Source organism: Heyndrickxia sp. MSNUG (genome assembly GCF_049532715.1).
Taxonomy (GTDB): domain Bacteria; phylum Bacillota; class Bacilli; order Bacillales; family Cytobacillaceae; genus Mesobacillus.
In genome coordinates this window covers 2,822,252-2,841,956 of record NZ_CP150978.1, presented here as the reverse complement: position 1 = coordinate 2,841,956, position 19,705 = coordinate 2,822,252, and the positions used below count along the sequence as shown (strand labels likewise).

Genomic DNA, 19,705 nt, shown 5'->3' with positions numbered 1-19,705 from the left:
GGAGAAGCCCTTTTATCAGAGGGCTTTTTCCCATACTTTATCAAACATCTCTTTATTGTCTTTTTCCTATGTTAACAAGAGCGAAAAGGGAAAGACTCATTGAAACATTTGATTTGCGTGGTGCTGATTCGTGGATTCTTATTCAAAGTCCTGTGTTTAAAGCAAGACATGGAAGGCTTAGGGGTATGAGCGCCTGCTGCTAAAATCATCTCACAAGAATGAAAAGCCACAAGTTATACAAAAATAGGCTAAAATAATGAGGGAATCCCCTACATCAGAAAGAATGAAAGTCAGTAAAAGTACTGAAAACAGCATCCATAAACCATTTGAATTCTAAAAGACCGGGGCTGCATCCATTTGAAAACGCTTCAATAATTGTCAAAATTAGTTCATGGCAAAATCTATTAACAAAAGGCAGCTAAAGGTATAAGATTAAGACATAATTTAATTGTGATATTATTCACAAACGGAGGTTTTTCATATGGATGTACAGCCTATCGACCAAGCAGTGAACACTGCACTTAAAAAGATTGGCTATCTGAATGAATCAAAAACGAAGTATATGTTGCGGTCAGCTCTAGCTGGTGTATATATTGGTTTTGGAATCATGGTTTCATATCGGCTGGGTGAATACTTTTATGATTTGCATTCTCCGGGAACTCCAATTGTAAGCTCGATTTTCTTCGGCCTGGCTCTTGTGCTAATTTTATATGGAGGAGCAGAATTATTCACTAGCAATACGATGATGATGACAATCGGTTCATTAAAAAAAGCTACTTCATGGATGGATACGGTAAAAAATTGGATAGCTTGTTATACTGGGAATTTTTTAGGAGCTGTATTTTTTGCTGTAATCATAATGCTTTCAGGCCTATTTTCCTCACCGGAAAAATCCCAGTATATGATGGAAACGGTAAGTATGAAAATGAACACACCGGTTTACCAGTTATTTTTTCGAGCAATACTCTGCAACTGGCTTGTTTGCCTGGCTGTATGGATTCCTTTGCACATAAAAGGAGATGGAGCAAAAATCGGGGTTACGCTGCTGCTTGTCTTTGCATTTGTAGTATCAGGGTTTGAACATAGCATCGCAAATATGGTTTTATTTTCTATCGCCCTTCTTATTCCGCATCCTGAAACAATCAGTCTGGCTTCAGGTTTATATAATCTAGTGCCTGTTACGATAGGGAATATTATCGGCGGAGCATTTTTCGTAGGCTCCATATATATTTACCTTAATACGAAACGTGGAGAAGCTACGAGCAGCAACAGCATTCCATCAGCAAAGCCAATTTTCAGGCAAAAAGCCTTATAATAATAAACAAAAAATCCGCGGATCTCCGTGGATTTTTTTAGCTGTTAAAGCCTTAATAAAATCATTTGAAATAATTCAAAATCCAGTCCCCAGCCAATCCTCCTAAATATACCCCGACAATTCCAAGTACTCCGGCAAGAACTGGCGGCGCTGGCAACGGCAGTTTTAAAAACTTGAAAACAACCCCGACTAATAAACCGGCAAGTAAACTTAACACAACTTCTTTCATAAAATCACCGCCTCATGTAGTGCAAATTGAAATAAACATTAAAATTAATGAGCAGACGTCTGATCACTTCAAAGCAACATTATTTTACCATGACAATCACCAAATGAAAACGCTTTATGTTTTCTTTTATTACCCTTTTATTTCAATACACTATTCTTATATTTAAATAGTGGTAAAATATAACTCTACAATTTGTAAAGTACGGAGGACATTAATGGAAACGCGAGTTAAACGAGATATCATTTCAATGCAAGGCTTCTACCTTTTTGTTTTCTTTGGATTCGGAAGTTTATTTCCTTTATTGAGTGTGTATTTAAGTGAAGTTGAAAATTTGAATGGATATCAAATAGGAATCATTCTGTCCATCGGCCCTGTCATCATGATTTTTTTCCAGCCTTTTTGGGGCATGATTTCGGATATGAAAAATCTTCATAATCGACTGTTGACGTTTACAACCCTAATTACAGGAATTGCTGCACTTGGATATTTATTTTTTGAAAGTTTTTTCTTATTCATTCTCATAGCAATCATTCTTGCATTATTTCAAAGTGCCATTATCCCTTTATCGGATAGCATTTCGTTAAAATATACTAGCAAAGCTGGCTTGAATTATGGAAATATCCGCTTGTTTGGCTCACTTGGCTTCGGTATTGCTGTGTTTATAATGGGGAAATTATCTGAATGGAATCCTCAGGTGATTTTTTATAGTTTTTTCATAACCTTGCTGATTGCAGCAGTTCTTTCTGTTAAAATGCCAAAAGAAGCTGCTGAGACACCTAGTAGAATGCTGGAGGGTATGAAGGAGTTAATGGGAATGAAACGATTCCTTGTGTTCCTTGCTGTGACATTCTTAATTTTCGGGCCAAACCTTGCCAATAACTTTTATTTTAGCTTATTTGTAGAGGATAGAGGAGGAACATACACAGGCATTGGCATTGCATTTTTGATTGCTGTGTTATCCGAAATTCCATTTATGAGAGTGGCAGGCGGTTGGATCAGCAAGTTTGGGTTGCTTCAGGTAGCTTTAATTGCTTCATTAGTATCATTAATAAGATGGATATTTTATTTTACTGAACCAAGTTTAACTCTTATTTATTTCTCGGCAATCATTCAAGGATTTTCACTTGGATTATTTATACCGGCAGGGCTGCAATATATCAGGGAGATTACACCTTCAAAAATGACGGCAACGGCTGTTACATTTTACTCTGCGGTGGGCAATGGACTGGGCAATTGGTTTTTTACCTTTATCGGGGGCATTATATTTGAGGAATTTAACATATATGCAGTTTATTTGTTTTTCGCTCTTCTCACCTTAATAGGAGTTCTTTTGACAGTCTTGCTTTTAAATGACCATAAAAAAATGCAAGTACAAACCGGCCATAGTTAAAAATAGCAGGAGAGACCTGTTTATTAATAACATGGCTCTGTAAAAGCTAAATATTGTTTTTTAATTCCCTGTGGAACGGAAATCTACAGCCTCGTTTAACAGAGCCAATAACAAAAAAAAAAATTGTTATACAAACGAAAAGCACACCTCAACGGGTGTGCTTTTCGTTCCTTAAGGAGTGAAAGAGAATTTGTCAATTTAAAGCTTTCCGCGTCTAATTACTTTGTTGGGGGTAAGGATGCCTTTCTTTAGATAGACAAATCCTCTTTCAAATGCAGAGCCAAAAATGAGTTTAGATGATGCAGATAAAATCTTCATCAGCAATTCCTCCTCTTTAAGATGGCTTGCAATACTTTTTTACCCCCATTCTCTTTAATGAAACATGGAAATTATAGCTAATAAAGCCAACGTTATTAAGTACTCTTTTCATAAACTTTATTCCTTTCACTCTATAATGTTAAACACTGTAGATTGGATCGTCTGTAGCGGAAGTCAATATCTGTTTCAAAAAGGAACAATCAATGCAAAACCAGCACAATAAAAAAATCTCCAGCACAAAGCTGAAGAGAGGGGATTGAGCCTGCTTTATTGATGAAAGGGATCCATTGCGTCGAGATAAGCTTTTTCCGCCGCTGCGTGTGAGGAGAAAAGGGCGTCATCATCTTCTATGACATGAAAGGTTTCGTTCAAAAAAAGAGCAAGGGAATTTGGATTTTTTGGGTGCGGAACAATTTCAGCAGCTTTGATGTTTGAAACTGTTGGAACATGCGGATTCCTATAAATAACATATACCTCATCACCATTTTGTAAATCTTTGGGATCAATCATATCCAATTCTCATTACCTCATTTCATTGTTATAAATTTTCATTTTGCTGCTTTATTTCATCACCAGTAAGTAAAATGTTTGCGGCTTCAATGTCCCGATGCTCATCAACTGAGCCTCCGGGGACAAATCTTTGGTTAGGTGTGTAGGTATCTTTCAGCGCACCTTTTCCATTCGGGATATTCTCCTCTTTGTTATATGTCATAAAAGTTCACCCCCTGATACAGATATGTTTTGTATTATGGGAAAGGGTTATACGTATCATTTCTAAAGAGAGAAAATCAGAAATTTGACACCAATTTGACATAAGTAACAGGTTTCATGAAGAGTAGCGGGTGGTATAATAAAAGTGTAAAAAGAAGTTGCTTAACATCTTAGGAGGCTCAACCAAGGTGTTCGTTCCGTAGTGAACGAAGAAAAGGTTTATTCCTTCAAAGATTTTTTGTAAGCGCTCTATCTTTCGCGGGAATAACAAAATACTCTTTGGAAGATTTCTTTTCAATGTTTGTCACTAGGTTAATATTCATTCTTTCAGAAGGTCTTGATCAAATGGGCAAAAGCAGAAAATCAGCTTATTCAATTTAGGTACGCTGGAAAGAAGCTTTTGACCAAAAGAAAACGTGTAAACAAAGACTAGTTCTTTATTAACCGTTTTTGGAGATAGACTTAATTCAAACTGATTAAAAACGTTAACGAAAGATGAATAAAAACCATATGCAGCATTACTGGAATCTTACAAGCAAACAGTCTGAATCATCGATTGTTGGCTGTATGGAGTACTGCAATTTTTCCGTAAGTAAAAGCAGCCTATAAAATATCATGAACAGGAATAATGAGTCTCTCGGTGATTATACTGGAAAATGTGTTTGTAAAGGGTCTTCATAAAATCAGGGAATACCTTTTTATGAAAAGACACCTTTAATGCGGAACAAACACACATCGGCTATAGGAATGAGGATTTTACAACTCAATAGTACCATTGTGTTTTAGGCTGATGATGGTTGGGTCTCCTAAGATGTTAAAAAGAGAAGCTCCGATTGGGGCTTCTTTTTTTTGCCTGTATAAAAACAAGTAGTAAAAATGATTTTGTTAATAAAGAAAATTTGATGATTAAGGACCGTTCCATCTTTCCATCTTTGACGAGTAGCAAAAAATTTTTATATAGGGAACGGTGAAGCTGAAATTTCCTGTTGAGTGAAAATTCGAGTTTCATAATGTATGTTAATATACAAAACTTAGTGGTTAAAATATAGAAATCTGCAGAATTATTTAAAGATATGCTTTGATGCCATTTTTAAAGGCTTGCTCATCATTATTTTCAATTCCATGCAGGGCTTCTTGTAATGCAAAGGTGCTTTTATAAAACAACACTCTTTCTTTAATTTCCTTTCCTCCAGGATATAACCGGATACATTGTTCGAAGAAATCCTCGCTATAACTAGACAAAATACCTGCGAAATCATAGGCTGGATCACCCAATCCACTCGCCCCAAAGTCAATTATCCCTGATATCTCAGTATTTTCAACTTTCCATAATATGTTGGAAGCTCCAAAATCCCCATGGATAAGGCTTGTCTTAGTTTCCCTTAATCTTTCTTTTTCAATGAATGACTCAAACTCAAAGTACACAGTTTCCTTGGATGCCTTACTCATATACGGAAAAACTTTATTTTGAAGTTTAGCAAACATGATTTTTATTTCGCTGAGAGAATTTTTTTCATCTTGTTGTATAACAGTTTGTAAAGTCGCGATAGGTATTGAATGTAAATCAATTAAAAAGGAAACTAGCTGGCTTGCCAATTTTTTTAATCCTTGTTGGTTCAAACCCTCCATATCCCTTTTCCACATGGGTTTCCCATCAAGCATCCTGTAGCCTGAAAATACCTTACCAGCTTGCTTGTCATCTAGTGCAGTGTATATTGGAGAGGGAATAGCAGCAGTAATTTTATCTTCTAATATTTTTAATAGTGATACTTTCTTTCAAGATTTCTTATGCCATCTTCATACTTGGGAAAGCGGAAAACAAGTTGGTCATTAATTATGAGTACGTCATTATTTTGACCAAAATTATTTTTTTCGTACTTAACGATTTTCAAATCGGGGTAGACTTCCATAATACGACCAGCTAAAAGTTTATAAGCCATTGCTAAATCTCCTTATATGTATGGATAAATTATACATTAAATGCTGCGAGATGTCTTAAAATTGCCGTAAAAAAGGCACCTTCTCTCAAGGTGCCTTTTCTAAAAAAATTAGTTAATTAAGATTCACATCCGTAAAGTCCATTTTCATTTTTCAGGGGGATTTTACTCTTCTTTTTTTGATAGACAGCGATCACATTCCATTAAATAAGATTCTGCTTGCTCATGCATTCCTTCTCCGCACTCTGGGCAAACCTTCTTTGGTAAATTACGAAAAAACTCAACTGGACTCATCATAACTTGTTTTCCTCCTTTTATAGTACAATTTAATTTTTATTTAACCTGTTATAGTACAGTATAAACATAAAAAAAGAATTTGTGTAGACTTTTTTTAAGAAAACATAAAAAATAGGTTTTTGTTCCTGTGTTTAAGAAAAAGGGAGGATTTTAAAAAGTTAAATGCTTGAAGCGATTTTGGGAAGTTTGAATGGACCCATTAAGAGTCGGAGTCAATATCTAAAAGTGACAAACTTATTACAAATTATTTTATACCCCCTTTTAATCTGTGCTATTTTAACTTACAATCGATATGAAAACTCTAATTAGGGAATGATGCCTGAATGGATAATCCTGAATTATCCTTTAATCCAATTTTGTTGCTTGTGGCCATAACATTGACGGTAATGTCTTCGTATACAGCTCTAGATTTATTCAGTCTTATTAAATCCTCTGACCGGAATAAACGGTTTCTTTTTTTGGGCGGGACTTTTTCGCTTGGTATAGGAATATGGGTAATGAATTTTTTTGGGATGCTCGCTGTTAATCTAAATAGTTCTGCTTCATACCAAATTCCAATCACAATCTTTTCTATTATCCTGGGCATTTCCTTAACCGCAATGGCCTTTTATACGCTTACCGGAAAAAGGGTAAACAAGGCTAACTTATTTACTGGCAGCTTTTTTATGATGCTGGCTGTCCTGGCTGTACACATGCTTGGTATGTTTTCAATGAAGCTGAATTTCTTTTACGATCCAATCATATTAATAATTGCTTTGGGGATTGTTTTCGCTTCCTTTTACTTTTGTTTCTGGATGCTTTTTTTCTCCAAAAGCTTTACACAAGGCAACCATGGCTGGATAAAGCCATTAAGTGCTTTAGTAGTAACGGCTGCGATTGCCGAAGGTCATTTCCTGCTTTCAAGGGCTTCTACCATATATAACAAGAATGTGTCTTTTGTACAGTCGGGTATACCTGAATCTTTAATCAGTTATATAATCGTGTTTGTTTCAGTTTTGATTCTCGCGGGTTTGATAGGTTCAAGTGCCTTGATTAGCAAAAGACTGGCGGTCTCTGACACCAATTTGAAAGACATTACAGATGCTTTGAATGCTTCAGCGATCGTTGCAATCACCGATCCGAAAGGGAATATAACATACGTTAACGATAAATTTATCGAGATTTCCAAATATAGTGAAGCCGAATTGCTAGGAGAGAATCATTCTATTTTGAACTCTGGGCTTCATTCAAAGGAATTCTTCAAGGAAATGTGGAAAACAATTGGTTCTGGCCAAGTTTGGAAGGGTGAAATTCGTAATAGAACCAAGGATGGTTCGATTTATTGGGTACACACTACAATCGTCCCTTTCCTGAATAGTAAGGGGAGGCCATATCAATACGTTTCTATTCGATCTGATATTACACAAAGGAAGCAGGCAGAAGCGAGTCTGAAGGAAACTCTTAAAGAGGTCAGCGATATTAATTTTGCATTGGACCAATCGTCTATTGTAGCGTTTACCGATGAAAAAGGAATTATCAAGAGTGTTAATGAAAAGTTCTGTGAGATTTCTAAATACACCAGGGAAGAGCTGATTGGTCGCGATCATAGCCTTCTAAATTCCGGCTTGCATTCTAAAGAATTTTTTAAAAACCTTTGGAAAACGATTGGTTCCGGGCAGGTTTGGAAGGGTGAAATCCGTAACAGGGCAAAGGATGGCTCCTTTTATTGGGTGGATACAACGATCGTTCCCTTTCTGAATGAAAATGGCAAACCCTATCAGTACCTTGCCATCAGGAATGATATTACAGAGAAGAAAAAGTCAGAAGAAATGTTGCATCGACAGGATAAACTGGCAGCAGTTGGTCAACTGGCAGCTGGTGTGGCACATGAAATAAGGAATCCTCTGACTTCGATGAAGGGGTACGCTGAGTTCCTTCAAATGGATGAACAAGATCCGCAGCGCCAGGAGTTCCTTGAAATCATTCTTGATGAAATTGACAGAGTCAATAATATTGTTGAGGAATTCATGGTATTGGCTAAACCAAAAGCTGTTGAGCTTGAAGAAAAGAATATTATCCCGATTGTGCAGAATGTCGTTTCGATGCTCAAGTTTGAAGCAAGAAAGAGAAACGTCAAACTGGAGTTCGATGCAGATGAGGATATCGTTCAAATTGAGTGCGATGAAAATCGACTTAAGCAAGTGTTCCTTAATTTTATTAAAAATGGTATTGAAGCGATGCCCGATGGTGGAGATTTAAGGGTTACGACAGAGATCCAGGAAGAGAATGTGCTTATCTCCATAAAGGATACTGGTGTCGGTATCCCTCCAGAGACCCTTAAAAAGATTGGTGAGCCATTCTATACAACAAAGAAAAATGGAAACGGACTTGGCCTAATGGTTAGTTTCAAGATTATTGAAAGCCATAATGGAAAGGTTTATATCGAAAGTGAGCAAAATAAAGGAACAACCTTTAAAATTTTGCTGCCAGCAAAAATTGCATAGTATCATTGTTAGAGGCGAGCTTATTTCTCGCCTTTTTTTATTTTCTTTTTTCAACGGCAGAGGAAAGCATTTGTGAATTTCCGTTCCTTCCTGTTCCTTCCTATATACGATGCGTAAACACAGATTCAAATTTCGAATAACGAATACTATCTTCATAGCTTAAAAATGAAACATGCGTATTGAAAATTCATGTCGATAAAATGTTGGAAATATGACAAAAAATTCTCTGGAATATTCAACATTACTGGCAAATTTTAGACTACTATTTAAAGTGAGGAAGCTATTAATACCATTAAGTGCAGGGAGGGGAAGGAATGACATCGACCAGCCAAATTAAGACTGTTTGCGGGTATTGCGGAACGGGCTGCGGATTGATATTGGAAGTGGAAAATAATAAGATTATGAAAATTAGAGGCGATAAAGAAGCGCCTGTCAACAAAGGTCAAACTTGCGTGAAAGGTGCTTTTGCTTATCAGTATGTCCATGCTCCAGAAAGACTCACGACTCCTATGATCAGAAAAGCAGGCAAGCTTGTAAATGTTACATGGGAGGAAGCCTATAATTTCATATCAAACAAGCTTGCTTGGATTAAAAAAGAGTTTGGACCCGATGCGATTTCCATGTTTGCTTGTGCAAGGACCACCAACGAATCAAATTATATAACACAAAAATTCATGAGGACAGCAATCGGGAGCAATAATATTGATGGCTGTAACCGAACCTGACACGCTCCTAGTGTCGCCGGTCTGGCGACTGTTTTTGGAAGCGGTTTCCCAACTAATACTCTTGAAGATATAGATGAAGCTGAAGTTCTTTTACTAATGGGTTCTAATACGACAGAGGCCCACCCTATCATAGGGAACAGAATTAAAAAAGCCGCTAAAGCTGGATTAAAGGTCATTGTGATCGATCCAAGAAAAATTGACATGGTTAAGTCTGCCCACAAGCATATACAAATTCATGTTGGAACTGATATCGCACTCATCAATGCCATGATTCGTGTCATCATCACTGAAGATCTGTACGATAAGGGGTTTATTGGAAAACATACTGATGAGTTTGAAGCATTGCTTGCGAAAGTAGCTAGATACACTCCGGAATTCTCATCGGAAATTACAGGCCTCCCACCGGAGGATATTATGGAGATTGCAAGATTGTATGCAAACTCAAGTAAATCGATGATTGCCTATACACTGGGAATCACAGAACATCATTGCGGTGTCAACAACGTGTTTGATATTGCCAATCTGGCATTGCTTACAGGACAAATCGGCAAGAAGGGTTCTGGAATCATGCCATTAAGGGGGCAAAACAATGTACAGGGTGCCGGTGATATGGGCTGTCTCCCTAACCAGCTGACTGGTGCCGTCAGTCTTTTGCAGGATGATTATCGCTCACGCTTTGAGGAGGCCTGGAAGGTAGACATCAGTCAAAAAATTGGCGATACACAGACGAGGACATTCGACAAGATTGAGACTGGTGAAATTAAAGCTTTGTACGTCATAGGTGAAAATCCGCTTCTTGCAGATGTGCATATGAACCACACAAAGGTTCTCTTAGAGCAACTGGATTTATTGATCGTACAGGATATCTTCATGACAGAAACGGCCGAGATGGCAGATGTAGTATTACCCGCAAAGTCGTGGGGAGAAGTTGATGGAACATACACCAATACAGATAGAAGAATCCAGCGTGTCCGCACCGCGGTACATGCACGAGAAGGTGTAAAAGAAGATTGGGAAATCCTCTGTGAGCTTTCGGAAAGAATGGGCTATACAATGCATTACAAATCAAGCGAGGAAATTTGGGATGAAGTGAGGGAGCTGGCCTGGGAAATGTATGGAGGAATCTCCTATGCTCGTTTAGATAAGGAGTATGGAATCCATTATCCATGCCCTGATGAGACCCATCCTGGCACTAAAATTCTCCACGAAAGATTTTATACAGGACAGGAGAACGATAAACGTTCATCGTTCGTCCCAGTCGGGTATACACCGCCTCTTGAACAGCCTGACAAGGAATTTCCTTTTACACTGACTACCGGAAGGCGGTATGAGTCATACAATACGCATACTCAAACACGTCATTATGCTTCGGGTGTTAAGATTAAACAGACTGAGGAAACGATTGATATACATCCTGAAGACGCATCTGAATTAAATATTATAGATGGTGAAATTGTAAGGGTAACCTCCAGACGAGGAACATTGACAGTGAAAGCGAAAATCACAGACCAGGTGGTACCAGGACTTGTATTCATGAGCTTCCATTGGTCCGAGGTTCCGACCAATGTATTGACACTGAATGAATACGATCCGATTTCTGGTACAGCGGAATTTAAAGCATGTGCAGTGAAGGTTGAAAAGATAACGTAACAAATAGCTAAAACCTCCTTTTTGGAGGTTTTAGCTATTTTTATTTTTTGGCCAAGATAATCTGACCAACATCCTTGTATCTAACGGCAGTTCGCTGGATTTTGGCGATAAATGGAACGATTCGGAGTAGATAAAGATCGATACATAAACTTTCAGTGGATGGATTAAATGAACCTTCACTATGTTTTTTGCGAATCAGGACTCAGGAATTTAATTGCTTGCCAGTACGAAAAGTGTTATTTCAACTTGGTTCAGGTAAAGCTCATTTAAACAAAAGTCTACTAACAAGTAAAAAAGGTAAGTCATTGAGATGTTTAATGTCATGGTAGACCTAGATTTTTATATGCACGCAATTATTACGTTCAGTTAAAACCTGGATAAATTAGAAAAATATAGGACTATATGTAAATAAAATGAAATTATATCCTTAATAGTGTTTATTTTTACAGAATTTTCAGTAAATATGACATATTCCCGTTATATTCCTGTTATTCTCGTAATCGAATTTACATCTCACTGTTCTTTTTCTCCGGAATTTCTATGTTACGATAATTCACGTGATATAAATTAGCCGATGGGAGGCAAACAAATGAAAAAATCATTATTATCATTGGTTGCTGTCGCGGCAATTTCTGGAGCTGCCGGCGCACAAGCACAGGCAGAGGAAATCGTCGTACATAAGGGAGATACATTGTGGGGTCTTTCAAAAACATACGACACATCTGTAGAATCCATAAAAAAATGGAATAACCTAACTAGCGATGTTATTCATCCAAATGACCTGCTAGAAGTATCTCCTATTAAGTATGTGCAAGTAAGAGAAGGAGATACACTCTGGAATATGGCAAAAGCATATGGAGTATCCGTAAATGATCTAAAAGAATGGAATAAATTATCTTCTGATCTTATTCGTCCAGGCATGAGAATAGCCGTTTACACAAATATGCCTACAGAAATCAAGGCGAAACCAGCAGCGGCTGTTCAGCCAGCAGCAGTTAACACTGCGGCACCAGCAAAGGCTGCAGCGTCAGCAGTACCTGCAAAAACGGTGCAGGCACCAGCTTCTTCAAAGGAAATCACCGTTGAAGCTACAGCATACACTGCAAGCTGTGAAGGTTGTTCAGGAATTACTAAAACGGGTGTAAATCTGAAAACCAACCCAGATGCAAAGGTTATAGCTGTAGATCCTTCTGTGATTCCATTGGGTTCAAAAGTTCACGTCGAAGGTTATGGATATGCGACAGCTGCGGATATTGGCGGAGCAATCAAAGGCAACCGTATCGATGTATTCGTACCGACTCAAGATGATGCACTTGCATGGGGAAGAAAACAAGTTAAAGTTACTATTCTGGACTAAACATATATTTGAAAAGCATTGGCATATGCCAATGCTTTTTTAGTCTTTCTTTATTTTTAGTCTTTCTTTATACTGGTGGTTTTAAAGGTTTTTCCTTTAATTATTTTCTTTTGATGGATGTTGGGCAAGATTAGATTCAGGAAGAACTGGGTGATTTTAGAATATTGCTCTTCTATTTTATCGATTATAGCATTGGCTTTCATTGAAATTGAGTCTTTAATTTCACTAAGCTGGTCTGTGATTGTTTCGCCTACTGCATCTTGCTTGCCTAGTTGATCCATGATAGTTTGATGGAAGATTCCCTGTAAATCCGCTTGTTTTAAAACCAAGTCATGAAGTTCCTCTTGTTTCTTCGCTTGAATGACGAGTGCTTTTGTTACATCCTCATATTCAATTAGCTTTCGATTTAAATCCTGTATCATTGTTTCCTGGAAGGCGAGCTGGTCGAGAAGGGCTTGGCTTGTTAATTCCTTGCTTAAGAATGATTTTGTAAATTGTTCATGCATTTCTTCCAGCTTAATTAGCTTTTCATCTAACTCTGTTGTGGACTCTTTATGTTCCGAGATATTTTCAATAACCTTTTCTGATAAATTTTCCTGTCTAGCCAGAACAGATACTAACTCCATGAAATTTGAATATTGTTCCTTGCGGCTTTGCTGAAGGGTGTTGTCGAACTGTGAAACGCTTCCCGATAATTCACTATTTAATTTCTGCTGTTCATTCAATACTTCTTGCAAAAAATTAAGATGAAATTTTTCCTGGTTGCTCAGTTCAATTATTTCCTCGTTTTTTTTGTAAATTTGAGGAGAAACAAATCCGTTAACAAATAAAGTCATTGGCATCACTCCTATTATTTTTGGGAAGTTGTCATATATCTTATGAACCCAGTGGCAAAAATGGTACTGGCGGAAAAGATAACACTTATTACCTTTTATTAAATTAGACAGTTTGCAGCAAGATAAGAAAAACCGCTTTTTCAAGAAAGGAGCAGCTGATATGCTTACAAATGGGCAGCTGTCGGCATTCAAGGCAGAGCTTCTCAAAAATAAAAAAGATCTCGAATCCCATCTGGACAGTAATGATCACTTTGATTTAAGAAGTGGACATTTTCATGAATCAATGGGTGAGCTTTCTAGCTATGACAACCATCCAGGTGACGAAGGAACTGAATTATATGAGAGGGAAAAAGACATTGCCTTAAACGACCATGTAGAATATCAAATCCAGAATATTAACAAGGCAATGGAGGCAATAGACAAAGGAACATATGGGAAATGTGAGGCATGCGGCCGAGAAATTCCGCTTGAAAGACTTGAAGCCTTACCAGAAACAAGATTCTGTATCGAACATACACCAGACAGAACTGTTTCTCATAATCGTCCTATAGAAGAGGGAGTGTTAATGCCTCCTTTTGGGAAATTTGATCTTGATAACAAGGATGAAAATGTGGCTTATGATGCTGAGGACTCCTGGCAGGAAGTATCTAGCTGGGGTACATCGGAATCTCCATCAGATTTTGTCACTCCTCAGGACAATTATAATGATACGTATATTGAATCAGAGGAAAATGTCGGTTACGTTGAAGACTTTGAAAACTTTGTAGGCAATGACATAACTGGTAAAGAAATCACTGTCTACCCAAACAAGCAGCATGAAAAATATGAAGATGAACTGGATCAGGAAGGGATTATGACATCCTTTGGAGACCTTCCGGCTTTTGAACATGATCCGTATGTAGATGATGATAAATAAGACTGTTTTCGAAAAGATTGTTGTTTTAAAATGAAATATTAGAAAGCAAATCAATTTATTAAAAGCAAAAATGAATACCAAAAGAGCCATTAACAAAAACTTCAAAGGCCATTTCCGAGAAATGGCCTTTTTTGCATGGACAATTATGCATCTTAGGGCGTGCTGGATTTATTATCATGATTAAAACATATCAGGAAGGGGAAAAGACTAGCATACTTGATGTCCAACGAGAGGTGAGTCGTAAATGAAAGAGAAAATTATGCATTATGGAAAGAGTCTGCTAGGTGAGTTAAAAGAAGACCGGGCAACTGGATTGGCAGCACAGCAGGCCTATTACTATATGCTTGCATTGTTTCCGATGATGATTCTGCTAATTGCAATTGTTCCTTATTTAAATATCGATCCTCAAAAAGCAATTGATGTCGTAAACAAATTGCTCCCATCAGAATCAGCACAATTATTACGAGATAATGTCGTTAAACTTGTCAGTGAGAGGAACGGGGGTTTGCTGACATTCGGTATTATCGGAACAATCTGGTCAGCATCAAATGGTATGAATGCATTTATGAAAGCAATGAATATCGCTTTTGATGTGGAGGAAACTAGATCCTTCATCAAGGCAAGACTTACATCGATCATGCTGACAATTGGTTTGATTATTGCATTTGTTGTAGCCTTGCTGCTACCAGTATTCGGGAAAGTTTTATTAGATACAGTTCAATCCATCATTCATATCCCAGAACAATTTGAAATTATCTTCCGTATTGTCCGCTGGATTGTTGCATTCGTCGTAATGGTAGCAGTAATAGCAGGTTTGTATCGGATTGCGCCAAATAAGCATTTTCCATTCAAGCATGTCATTCCAGGTGCCATTTTCGCTACAGTCGTTTGGCAGCTGATTTCCCTTGGATTTTCATTTTATGTTAGCAACTTTGGAAACTATTCAGCAACCTATGGCAGCCTTGGCGGTGTAATTGTCCTGATGCTTTGGTTATTCCTTACAGGGCTCGCGCTTGTCCTTGGCGGTGAAATCAATGCGATTTACCACCGGGAAAAAACGGGGGAAGAAACCATTGAAGATGAAAAAACTTTAACAGCTAGAGGATAATTTTTACTATCATACAAAAAAACAGCAGGCTTCTGCTGTTTTTTTGTGTCTTAATTTTAATGCCCGAATTTTTTGTCTTTAGATGGTTTAAGTCCAAAAAACCACCAGTTCCAGTCACCAAGCAGCTTCATCAGTGTGGGAACTAGTACCATTCTTATCACGGTGGCGTCAATAAATATTGCCAGTGCGATTCCAACTCCCATTTGCTTGACTGGAGCAACTCCTGTAAAAGCGAATGCGCCTGTAACGACAATCATTATTGCTGCCGCGGATGATATAATTTTACTAGTAGAAATCAAACCGGTTAAGGTTGCATAATTATTGTCTTTTGTTTTCAGATATTCTTCTTGAATACGTGAAATCAGGAACACTTCATAGTCCATCGAAAGACCAAAGACAAGACTAAATACAAACACTGGTAGGACAAGTGCTATATTTGTTGGTTCTACTCCAAGATGACCATCCTGGAAGATCCAGACGACAATTCCGAAGGTTGCGCTTAAGCTTAATATATTCATGATAATTGCCTTAAGCGGAATGAGCACGGACCGAAAAGCAATCATCAAGATGATAAAGGTAGATATAAGGATTAAAGCCAAACCTTTTGGCGCTTTTTCAAAAATCTCATCAAAGATTTCCTGTTCGAATTTTGGAGTTCCTCCGAACGATAGTGAAACATCATACCCTTTATCGGCAGCATTCCTAACCCAATCATGCGCTTCTTGTGCAGATAAAGTTTCTTTTAAATAAACGCTCGCAAGCATCTTATCTTCTGAAATAAACCTGTCAATTACCGGCGTGACAGGGCTGTTCACCTGAGATGCAGCCGCAAAAAATACAGCAGGGTCATCAATTCCAGATAATGAGAAGACCGAATCCACGGACTCTACATCATTGCTTTCTTCTAATTTACCTAACACGGTGTGCAGTTTTTTAACATTTCCTTCTGATAAAACGTTACCTTCTGTTTTTAGAATTACCTTTACTTCCTTGTCGGTACTTTTATTTTGTTCTACGAATTCGTCCTGGAATTTATTATAGGCTATCCTAGCGTCATAAGTCGGAGGCAGCGCATCAACCCCAGGTACAGTTAACTCCATTTGTCTAATGGGAATCAATCCGGTAATTAATAAACAAAGAGCCAGAAACGTCATAATAACTGGCCTTTTCATAACAAAATGCGCAAAAGTGCTCCATATTCCAGGCTTGTCCGTTTTCACCTTTAATACACTTAAGGAGTGAACTTTGTTACCTAATAGGCCAAGGATTGCAGGGAGGAATGTAATGGCAGATAGAGAAGATATGAATACAACCGTCATGCCACCGATTGCTACGTTCTGAAAAATGTCTATTTTGATGAACATCAAGCCGAGAAGGCCGATAAACACGCACATCGCTGAAAAAATTATTGAACGTCCTGCGGTTGCGGTCGTAGTGATGATTGCATCCTTAACAGATTGCTTATTAATTTCTTCCTTAAATCGGTTTATGTATAAAAGAGCGAAATCAATACTTAATGCCAGCCCAATCATTGGAATGATATTAAGGATAAAAATCGTCAAGTCGAACCAGTAGCTGAAAAAATATACTGCCCCCATTGTGCTAAGTATCGAAAAAATCCCGACCAAAAGTGGCAAGCTAGCTGCGACTATACTTCCAAATGCAAGTATCAGTACAATCAACGCGATTGGCAGACCGATCATCTCAGCTTTTGCAAGATCATCCTGGCTAGCCTGGTTTAAATCCTTAACGATCACGGGCTCACCCGTAATTGATACCTTTATCCCATTCTCATCCTTTAAGACCTCGCGAAGTCCGTTAATATCCTCCCCCATTGAGGAAGCATCTTTGTCAAAAAATAAAAGTCCATACGCTATTTTTTCCTTCATCATACCTTTTTGCTGAAATGGTGACACACTATCCACGGCTCCTGAAGCCTTTGCAGCATCTTTGAAAGATTCCTTAATAAAGGAAACCCAATCTTCTTTTGTAATGTTTTTTTCTTTTTCATAAAGGATGATGATTGAAGCCCTATGCTGACCAAAATCCTTCTCAAGAATATTCTTAGTCTGCTTATATTCACCATTAAATTCAAATCCATTGCCGCTTAAAACCGAAGGCAATTGTAAGGCGAAAAAACCTAAAAATAGGATAAGTCCGACCCAAACTAAAATGATCGTTTTCTTAAAGTTAAAAATAAAGCCTCCGAGCTTGTTCATTTTTGTCCTCCGATGTTTGAATTTTATATACATGCATTGTTAAAACGGAAATACAGGTTTTTTTGTCATTTTCCTTAAAATGAATACCTAGATTATATATCAATCGTTTTCACAGTGTGATGAATCATGTTTGAAAATTCTTTAATGGGGCTTAAAAATAGTTGTATAACTAGTGAATTGGGATACTGAGAGAAGATTTTTTTGAAAGAGGGAAACTACATAAAATCAATTGGAATTGATTCAAAAAGGTGCCAGGAAGGAGCAAGTGCCTTCCTGGTATTAATAGAGTAATTCATAAACTTCATTCAATTGGTGTGCCCGTTTTTCATCCAGTTCGTTTTTCGCATATTCAATTGCTTCGGGGAGAATCTTATTCAAAAATTCAATTTCTTCCGCTGTAAGATTTCTTACAAATTCACCTTCTGATGCGTAATTGCCTTCTTCGATCCGCTGATAGATTTTTTTGCTAAGGGGATAGCTTTCAGTATAATCAGATAGAATTTCGCGCAAATATGCTTGTGTTTTTTCCATTATCTACTCCTTGAAATATTCCTTGAATTGTTGGGGATCCGTCATATTATCATTTTTAAAATAAGGATTTTCATCTGTCGCGTCATTCGGGTCGAGATTCGTTTTAACTACTAGCTGGGGGCCAGAGTAAGGATTGATAAAGATCCGATCGCTCATTTCCTTAAAATCAGGAAGCTTCTCATTTCCGGGCTGATTTTGGTCCATATTTAACACCTCCATTTTATAAGGTGCATTATAAAAAGAAAGTTATGTATGAAGCTAAATATTGGAAAAGCTGCCAAACATGTTTTTTATTTTACATCAAGGGAATTCTTTTTAATGTAAATAAAGGAATGGGGTGGCGTGAATTGAAAGCAGTTACGTATCAAGGTACAAAGGATGTACAAGTGAAAAATGTAGAAGCACCTAAGATTGAACACGAAAAAGATATGATAGTCAAGATTACTTCTACAGCTATTTGCGGGTCTGACCTTCACCTTTACCAAGGGAATATGCCTCTCCGTCCAGGATATGTCATCGGCCATGAACCGATGGGTATTGTGGAAGAAGTTGGGCCAGGCGTTACAAAGGTGAAAAAAGGGGATCGTGTCGTTATCCCTTTTAACGTTTCTTGTGGTGAATGTTTTTATTGCCAGAATCAAATGGAAAGCCAATGTGACAACTCGAATGAATACAAGGATACCGGAGGTTATTTTGGGTATACCGAGCAATACGGTAACCATCCGGGTGGTCAGGCAGAGTATTTAAAGGTACCTTATGGAGATTTCACATCTTTTGTCGTGCCTGAATCATGTGAGCTCGAAGACGAATCACTCCTTTTCCTGTCAGATGTCATTCCAACAGCATGGTGGAGCGTCGAGAATGCAGGAGTAAAAAAAGGAGATACTGTCATCGTCCTCGGCAGTGGGCCTGTTGGATTAATGACGCAAAAGTTTGCCTGGATAAAAGGCGCAAAACGAGTCATTGCCGTTGACCATCTTGATTACAGACTCATGCACGCGAAATCGACAAATAATGTTGAAATTTTTGACTTTACTCAGCAGGATGACCCAGGGAAATTCCTTCAGGACCTGACAGAAGGCGGAGCAGATGTCGTCATCGATTGTGTTGGGATGGACGGGAAGAAATCCGCAGTTGAAAAGGTTGAACAAAAATTGAAGTTGCAGGGCGGTACGCTTTCCGCAATTGAGATTGCACATACAGCTGTGCGCAAATTTGGAACGGTACAACTGACCGGAGTCTATGGGTTACGCTACAATCTGTTTCCGCTTGGACGCTTTTTCGAAAGGAACATTACCATGAAAATGGGCCAGGCACCAGTCGTTCATTACATGCCAAAGCTATTTGACATGGTGGTTAACGGCGAGTTTGATCCGACAGATATTATCACCCACCGGATTCCTCTCGAAGACGCCGCCAAAGGATATGATATTTTCAATGACCGCAAGGATAATTGCATTAAGGTAGTTTTGAAGCCATAAATTTTAACATGAATAAGAGAGACAGGCTTTTGATGGCTGCCTGTCTCTTTACTGTTGTTGCATTAAACAGGAAAGAGTAGGGAAGAAATGACAGTTGTGTAGAAAAAGAGTCTAAGCCTTGAAAAGCTAATTCCTATGGTAGATATAATTTTACATGCTTTGGGTGTCATCGATTTTCCTTGATTTTTCCTAGTTTTCTTCC

Annotated in this window: 18 protein-coding genes; 8 read left to right on the top strand and 10 right to left on the bottom strand. The window is 37.9% G+C overall.

Annotation, left to right across the window (positions count from 1 at the left end; genetic code table 11):
• The first annotated feature begins 481 nt into the window (after positions 1-481).
• Entirely contained in the window at positions 482-1,315 is an 834-nt protein-coding gene (locus AABM38_RS14210) for a formate/nitrite transporter family protein (RefSeq protein ID WP_423407024.1), read from the top strand.
• 61 nt (positions 1,316-1,376) lie between these two features.
• On the opposite strand, the gene AABM38_RS14205 is transcribed toward AABM38_RS14210, so the two are convergent.
• On the bottom strand, positions 1,377-1,544 hold the full coding sequence (locus AABM38_RS14205) for a XapX domain-containing protein (RefSeq protein ID WP_423407023.1): 168 nt from the start codon (positions 1,542-1,544) through the stop codon (positions 1,377-1,379).
• Positions 1,545-1,758: 214 nt separating this feature from the next.
• On the opposite strand from AABM38_RS14205, the gene AABM38_RS14200 reads away from it, so the two are divergent.
• A complete protein-coding gene (locus tag AABM38_RS14200) occupies positions 1,759-2,934 on the top strand; it encodes an MFS transporter (RefSeq protein WP_423407022.1) in 1,176 nt (391 codons plus the stop codon).
• Between the two features lie 585 nt (positions 2,935-3,519).
• Here the strand turns inward: AABM38_RS14200 and AABM38_RS14195 are convergent.
• The 5 genes from AABM38_RS14195 to yhfH all read right to left on the bottom strand — a co-directional run bounded on the left by AABM38_RS14195 (position 3,520) and on the right by yhfH (position 6,197).
• Positions 3,520-3,762, bottom strand: a complete 243-nt coding sequence (locus AABM38_RS14195) for a transcriptional regulator SplA domain-containing protein (RefSeq protein WP_423410742.1) — start codon at positions 3,760-3,762, stop codon at positions 3,520-3,522.
• 28 nt (positions 3,763-3,790) lie between these two features.
• On the bottom strand, positions 3,791-3,964 hold the full coding sequence (locus AABM38_RS14190; protein WP_423407021.1) for a hypothetical protein: 174 nt from the start codon (positions 3,962-3,964) through the stop codon (positions 3,791-3,793).
• A 1,064-nt stretch (positions 3,965-5,028) separates the two neighbouring features.
• Positions 5,029-5,679: a phosphotransferase family protein gene (locus AABM38_RS14185; protein ID WP_423410741.1), complete on the bottom strand. Its 651-nt coding sequence runs from the start codon at positions 5,677-5,679 to the stop codon at positions 5,029-5,031.
• A 41-nt stretch (positions 5,680-5,720) separates the two neighbouring features.
• Entirely contained in the window at positions 5,721-5,903 is a 183-nt protein-coding gene (locus tag AABM38_RS14180; protein WP_423407020.1) for a hypothetical protein, read from the bottom strand.
• 162 nt (positions 5,904-6,065) lie between these two features.
• Entirely contained in the window at positions 6,066-6,197 is a 132-nt protein-coding gene (gene yhfH, locus AABM38_RS14175) for a protein YhfH (protein ID WP_023613959.1), read from the bottom strand.
• Between the two features lie 323 nt (positions 6,198-6,520).
• Between yhfH and AABM38_RS14170 the strand changes: the two genes are divergently transcribed.
• The 3 genes from AABM38_RS14170 (at position 6,521) to AABM38_RS14160 (ending at position 12,412) form a co-directional block, all read left to right on the top strand.
• Positions 6,521-8,680: a PAS domain S-box protein gene (locus AABM38_RS14170; protein ID WP_423407019.1), complete on the top strand. Its 2,160-nt coding sequence runs from the start codon at positions 6,521-6,523 to the stop codon at positions 8,678-8,680.
• Positions 8,681-8,994: 314 nt separating this feature from the next.
• On the top strand, positions 8,995-11,055 hold the full coding sequence (gene fdhF / locus AABM38_RS14165; protein WP_423407018.1) for a formate dehydrogenase subunit alpha: 2,061 nt from the start codon (positions 8,995-8,997) through the stop codon (positions 11,053-11,055).
• 589 nt (positions 11,056-11,644) lie between these two features.
• Positions 11,645-12,412, top strand: a complete 768-nt coding sequence (locus AABM38_RS14160) for a LysM peptidoglycan-binding domain-containing protein (RefSeq protein WP_423407017.1) — start codon at positions 11,645-11,647, stop codon at positions 12,410-12,412.
• 56 nt (positions 12,413-12,468) lie between these two features.
• Here the strand turns inward: AABM38_RS14160 and AABM38_RS14155 are convergent, their stop codons facing one another.
• Positions 12,469-13,248 (bottom strand): hypothetical protein, encoded by a 780-nt coding sequence (locus tag AABM38_RS14155; protein WP_423407016.1) that lies wholly within the window; start codon positions 13,246-13,248, stop codon positions 12,469-12,471.
• A gap of 160 nt (positions 13,249-13,408) precedes the next feature.
• On the opposite strand from AABM38_RS14155, the gene AABM38_RS14150 reads away from it, so the two are divergent.
• Both AABM38_RS14150 and AABM38_RS14145 read left to right on the top strand, forming a co-directional pair.
• Entirely contained in the window at positions 13,409-14,164 is a 756-nt protein-coding gene (locus AABM38_RS14150) for a TraR/DksA C4-type zinc finger protein (RefSeq protein ID WP_423407015.1), read from the top strand.
• Positions 14,165-14,408: 244 nt separating this feature from the next.
• A complete protein-coding gene (locus tag AABM38_RS14145) occupies positions 14,409-15,272 on the top strand; it encodes a YihY/virulence factor BrkB family protein (RefSeq protein ID WP_423407014.1) in 864 nt (287 codons plus the stop codon).
• A 56-nt stretch (positions 15,273-15,328) separates the two neighbouring features.
• Here AABM38_RS14145 and AABM38_RS14140 read toward each other — a convergent pair whose 3' ends face one another.
• From AABM38_RS14140 to AABM38_RS14130, 3 genes are all read right to left on the bottom strand, one after another.
• Complete coding sequence (locus AABM38_RS14140) at positions 15,329-17,491, bottom strand: MMPL family transporter (RefSeq protein WP_423407013.1); 2,163 nt, start codon at positions 17,489-17,491, stop codon at positions 15,329-15,331.
• A gap of 279 nt (positions 17,492-17,770) precedes the next feature.
• On the bottom strand, positions 17,771-18,022 hold the full coding sequence (locus AABM38_RS14135) for a sigma-G-dependent sporulation-specific acid-soluble spore protein CsgA (RefSeq protein ID WP_423407012.1): 252 nt from the start codon (positions 18,020-18,022) through the stop codon (positions 17,771-17,773).
• Between the two features lie 3 nt (positions 18,023-18,025).
• Entirely contained in the window at positions 18,026-18,226 is a 201-nt protein-coding gene (locus AABM38_RS14130; protein ID WP_423407011.1) for a hypothetical protein, read from the bottom strand.
• Between the two features lie 143 nt (positions 18,227-18,369).
• On the opposite strand from AABM38_RS14130, the gene AABM38_RS14125 reads away from it, so the two are divergent.
• Entirely contained in the window at positions 18,370-19,503 is a 1,134-nt protein-coding gene (locus AABM38_RS14125; protein ID WP_423407010.1) for a zinc-dependent alcohol dehydrogenase, read from the top strand.
• Positions 19,504-19,705: the final 202 nt, after the last annotated feature.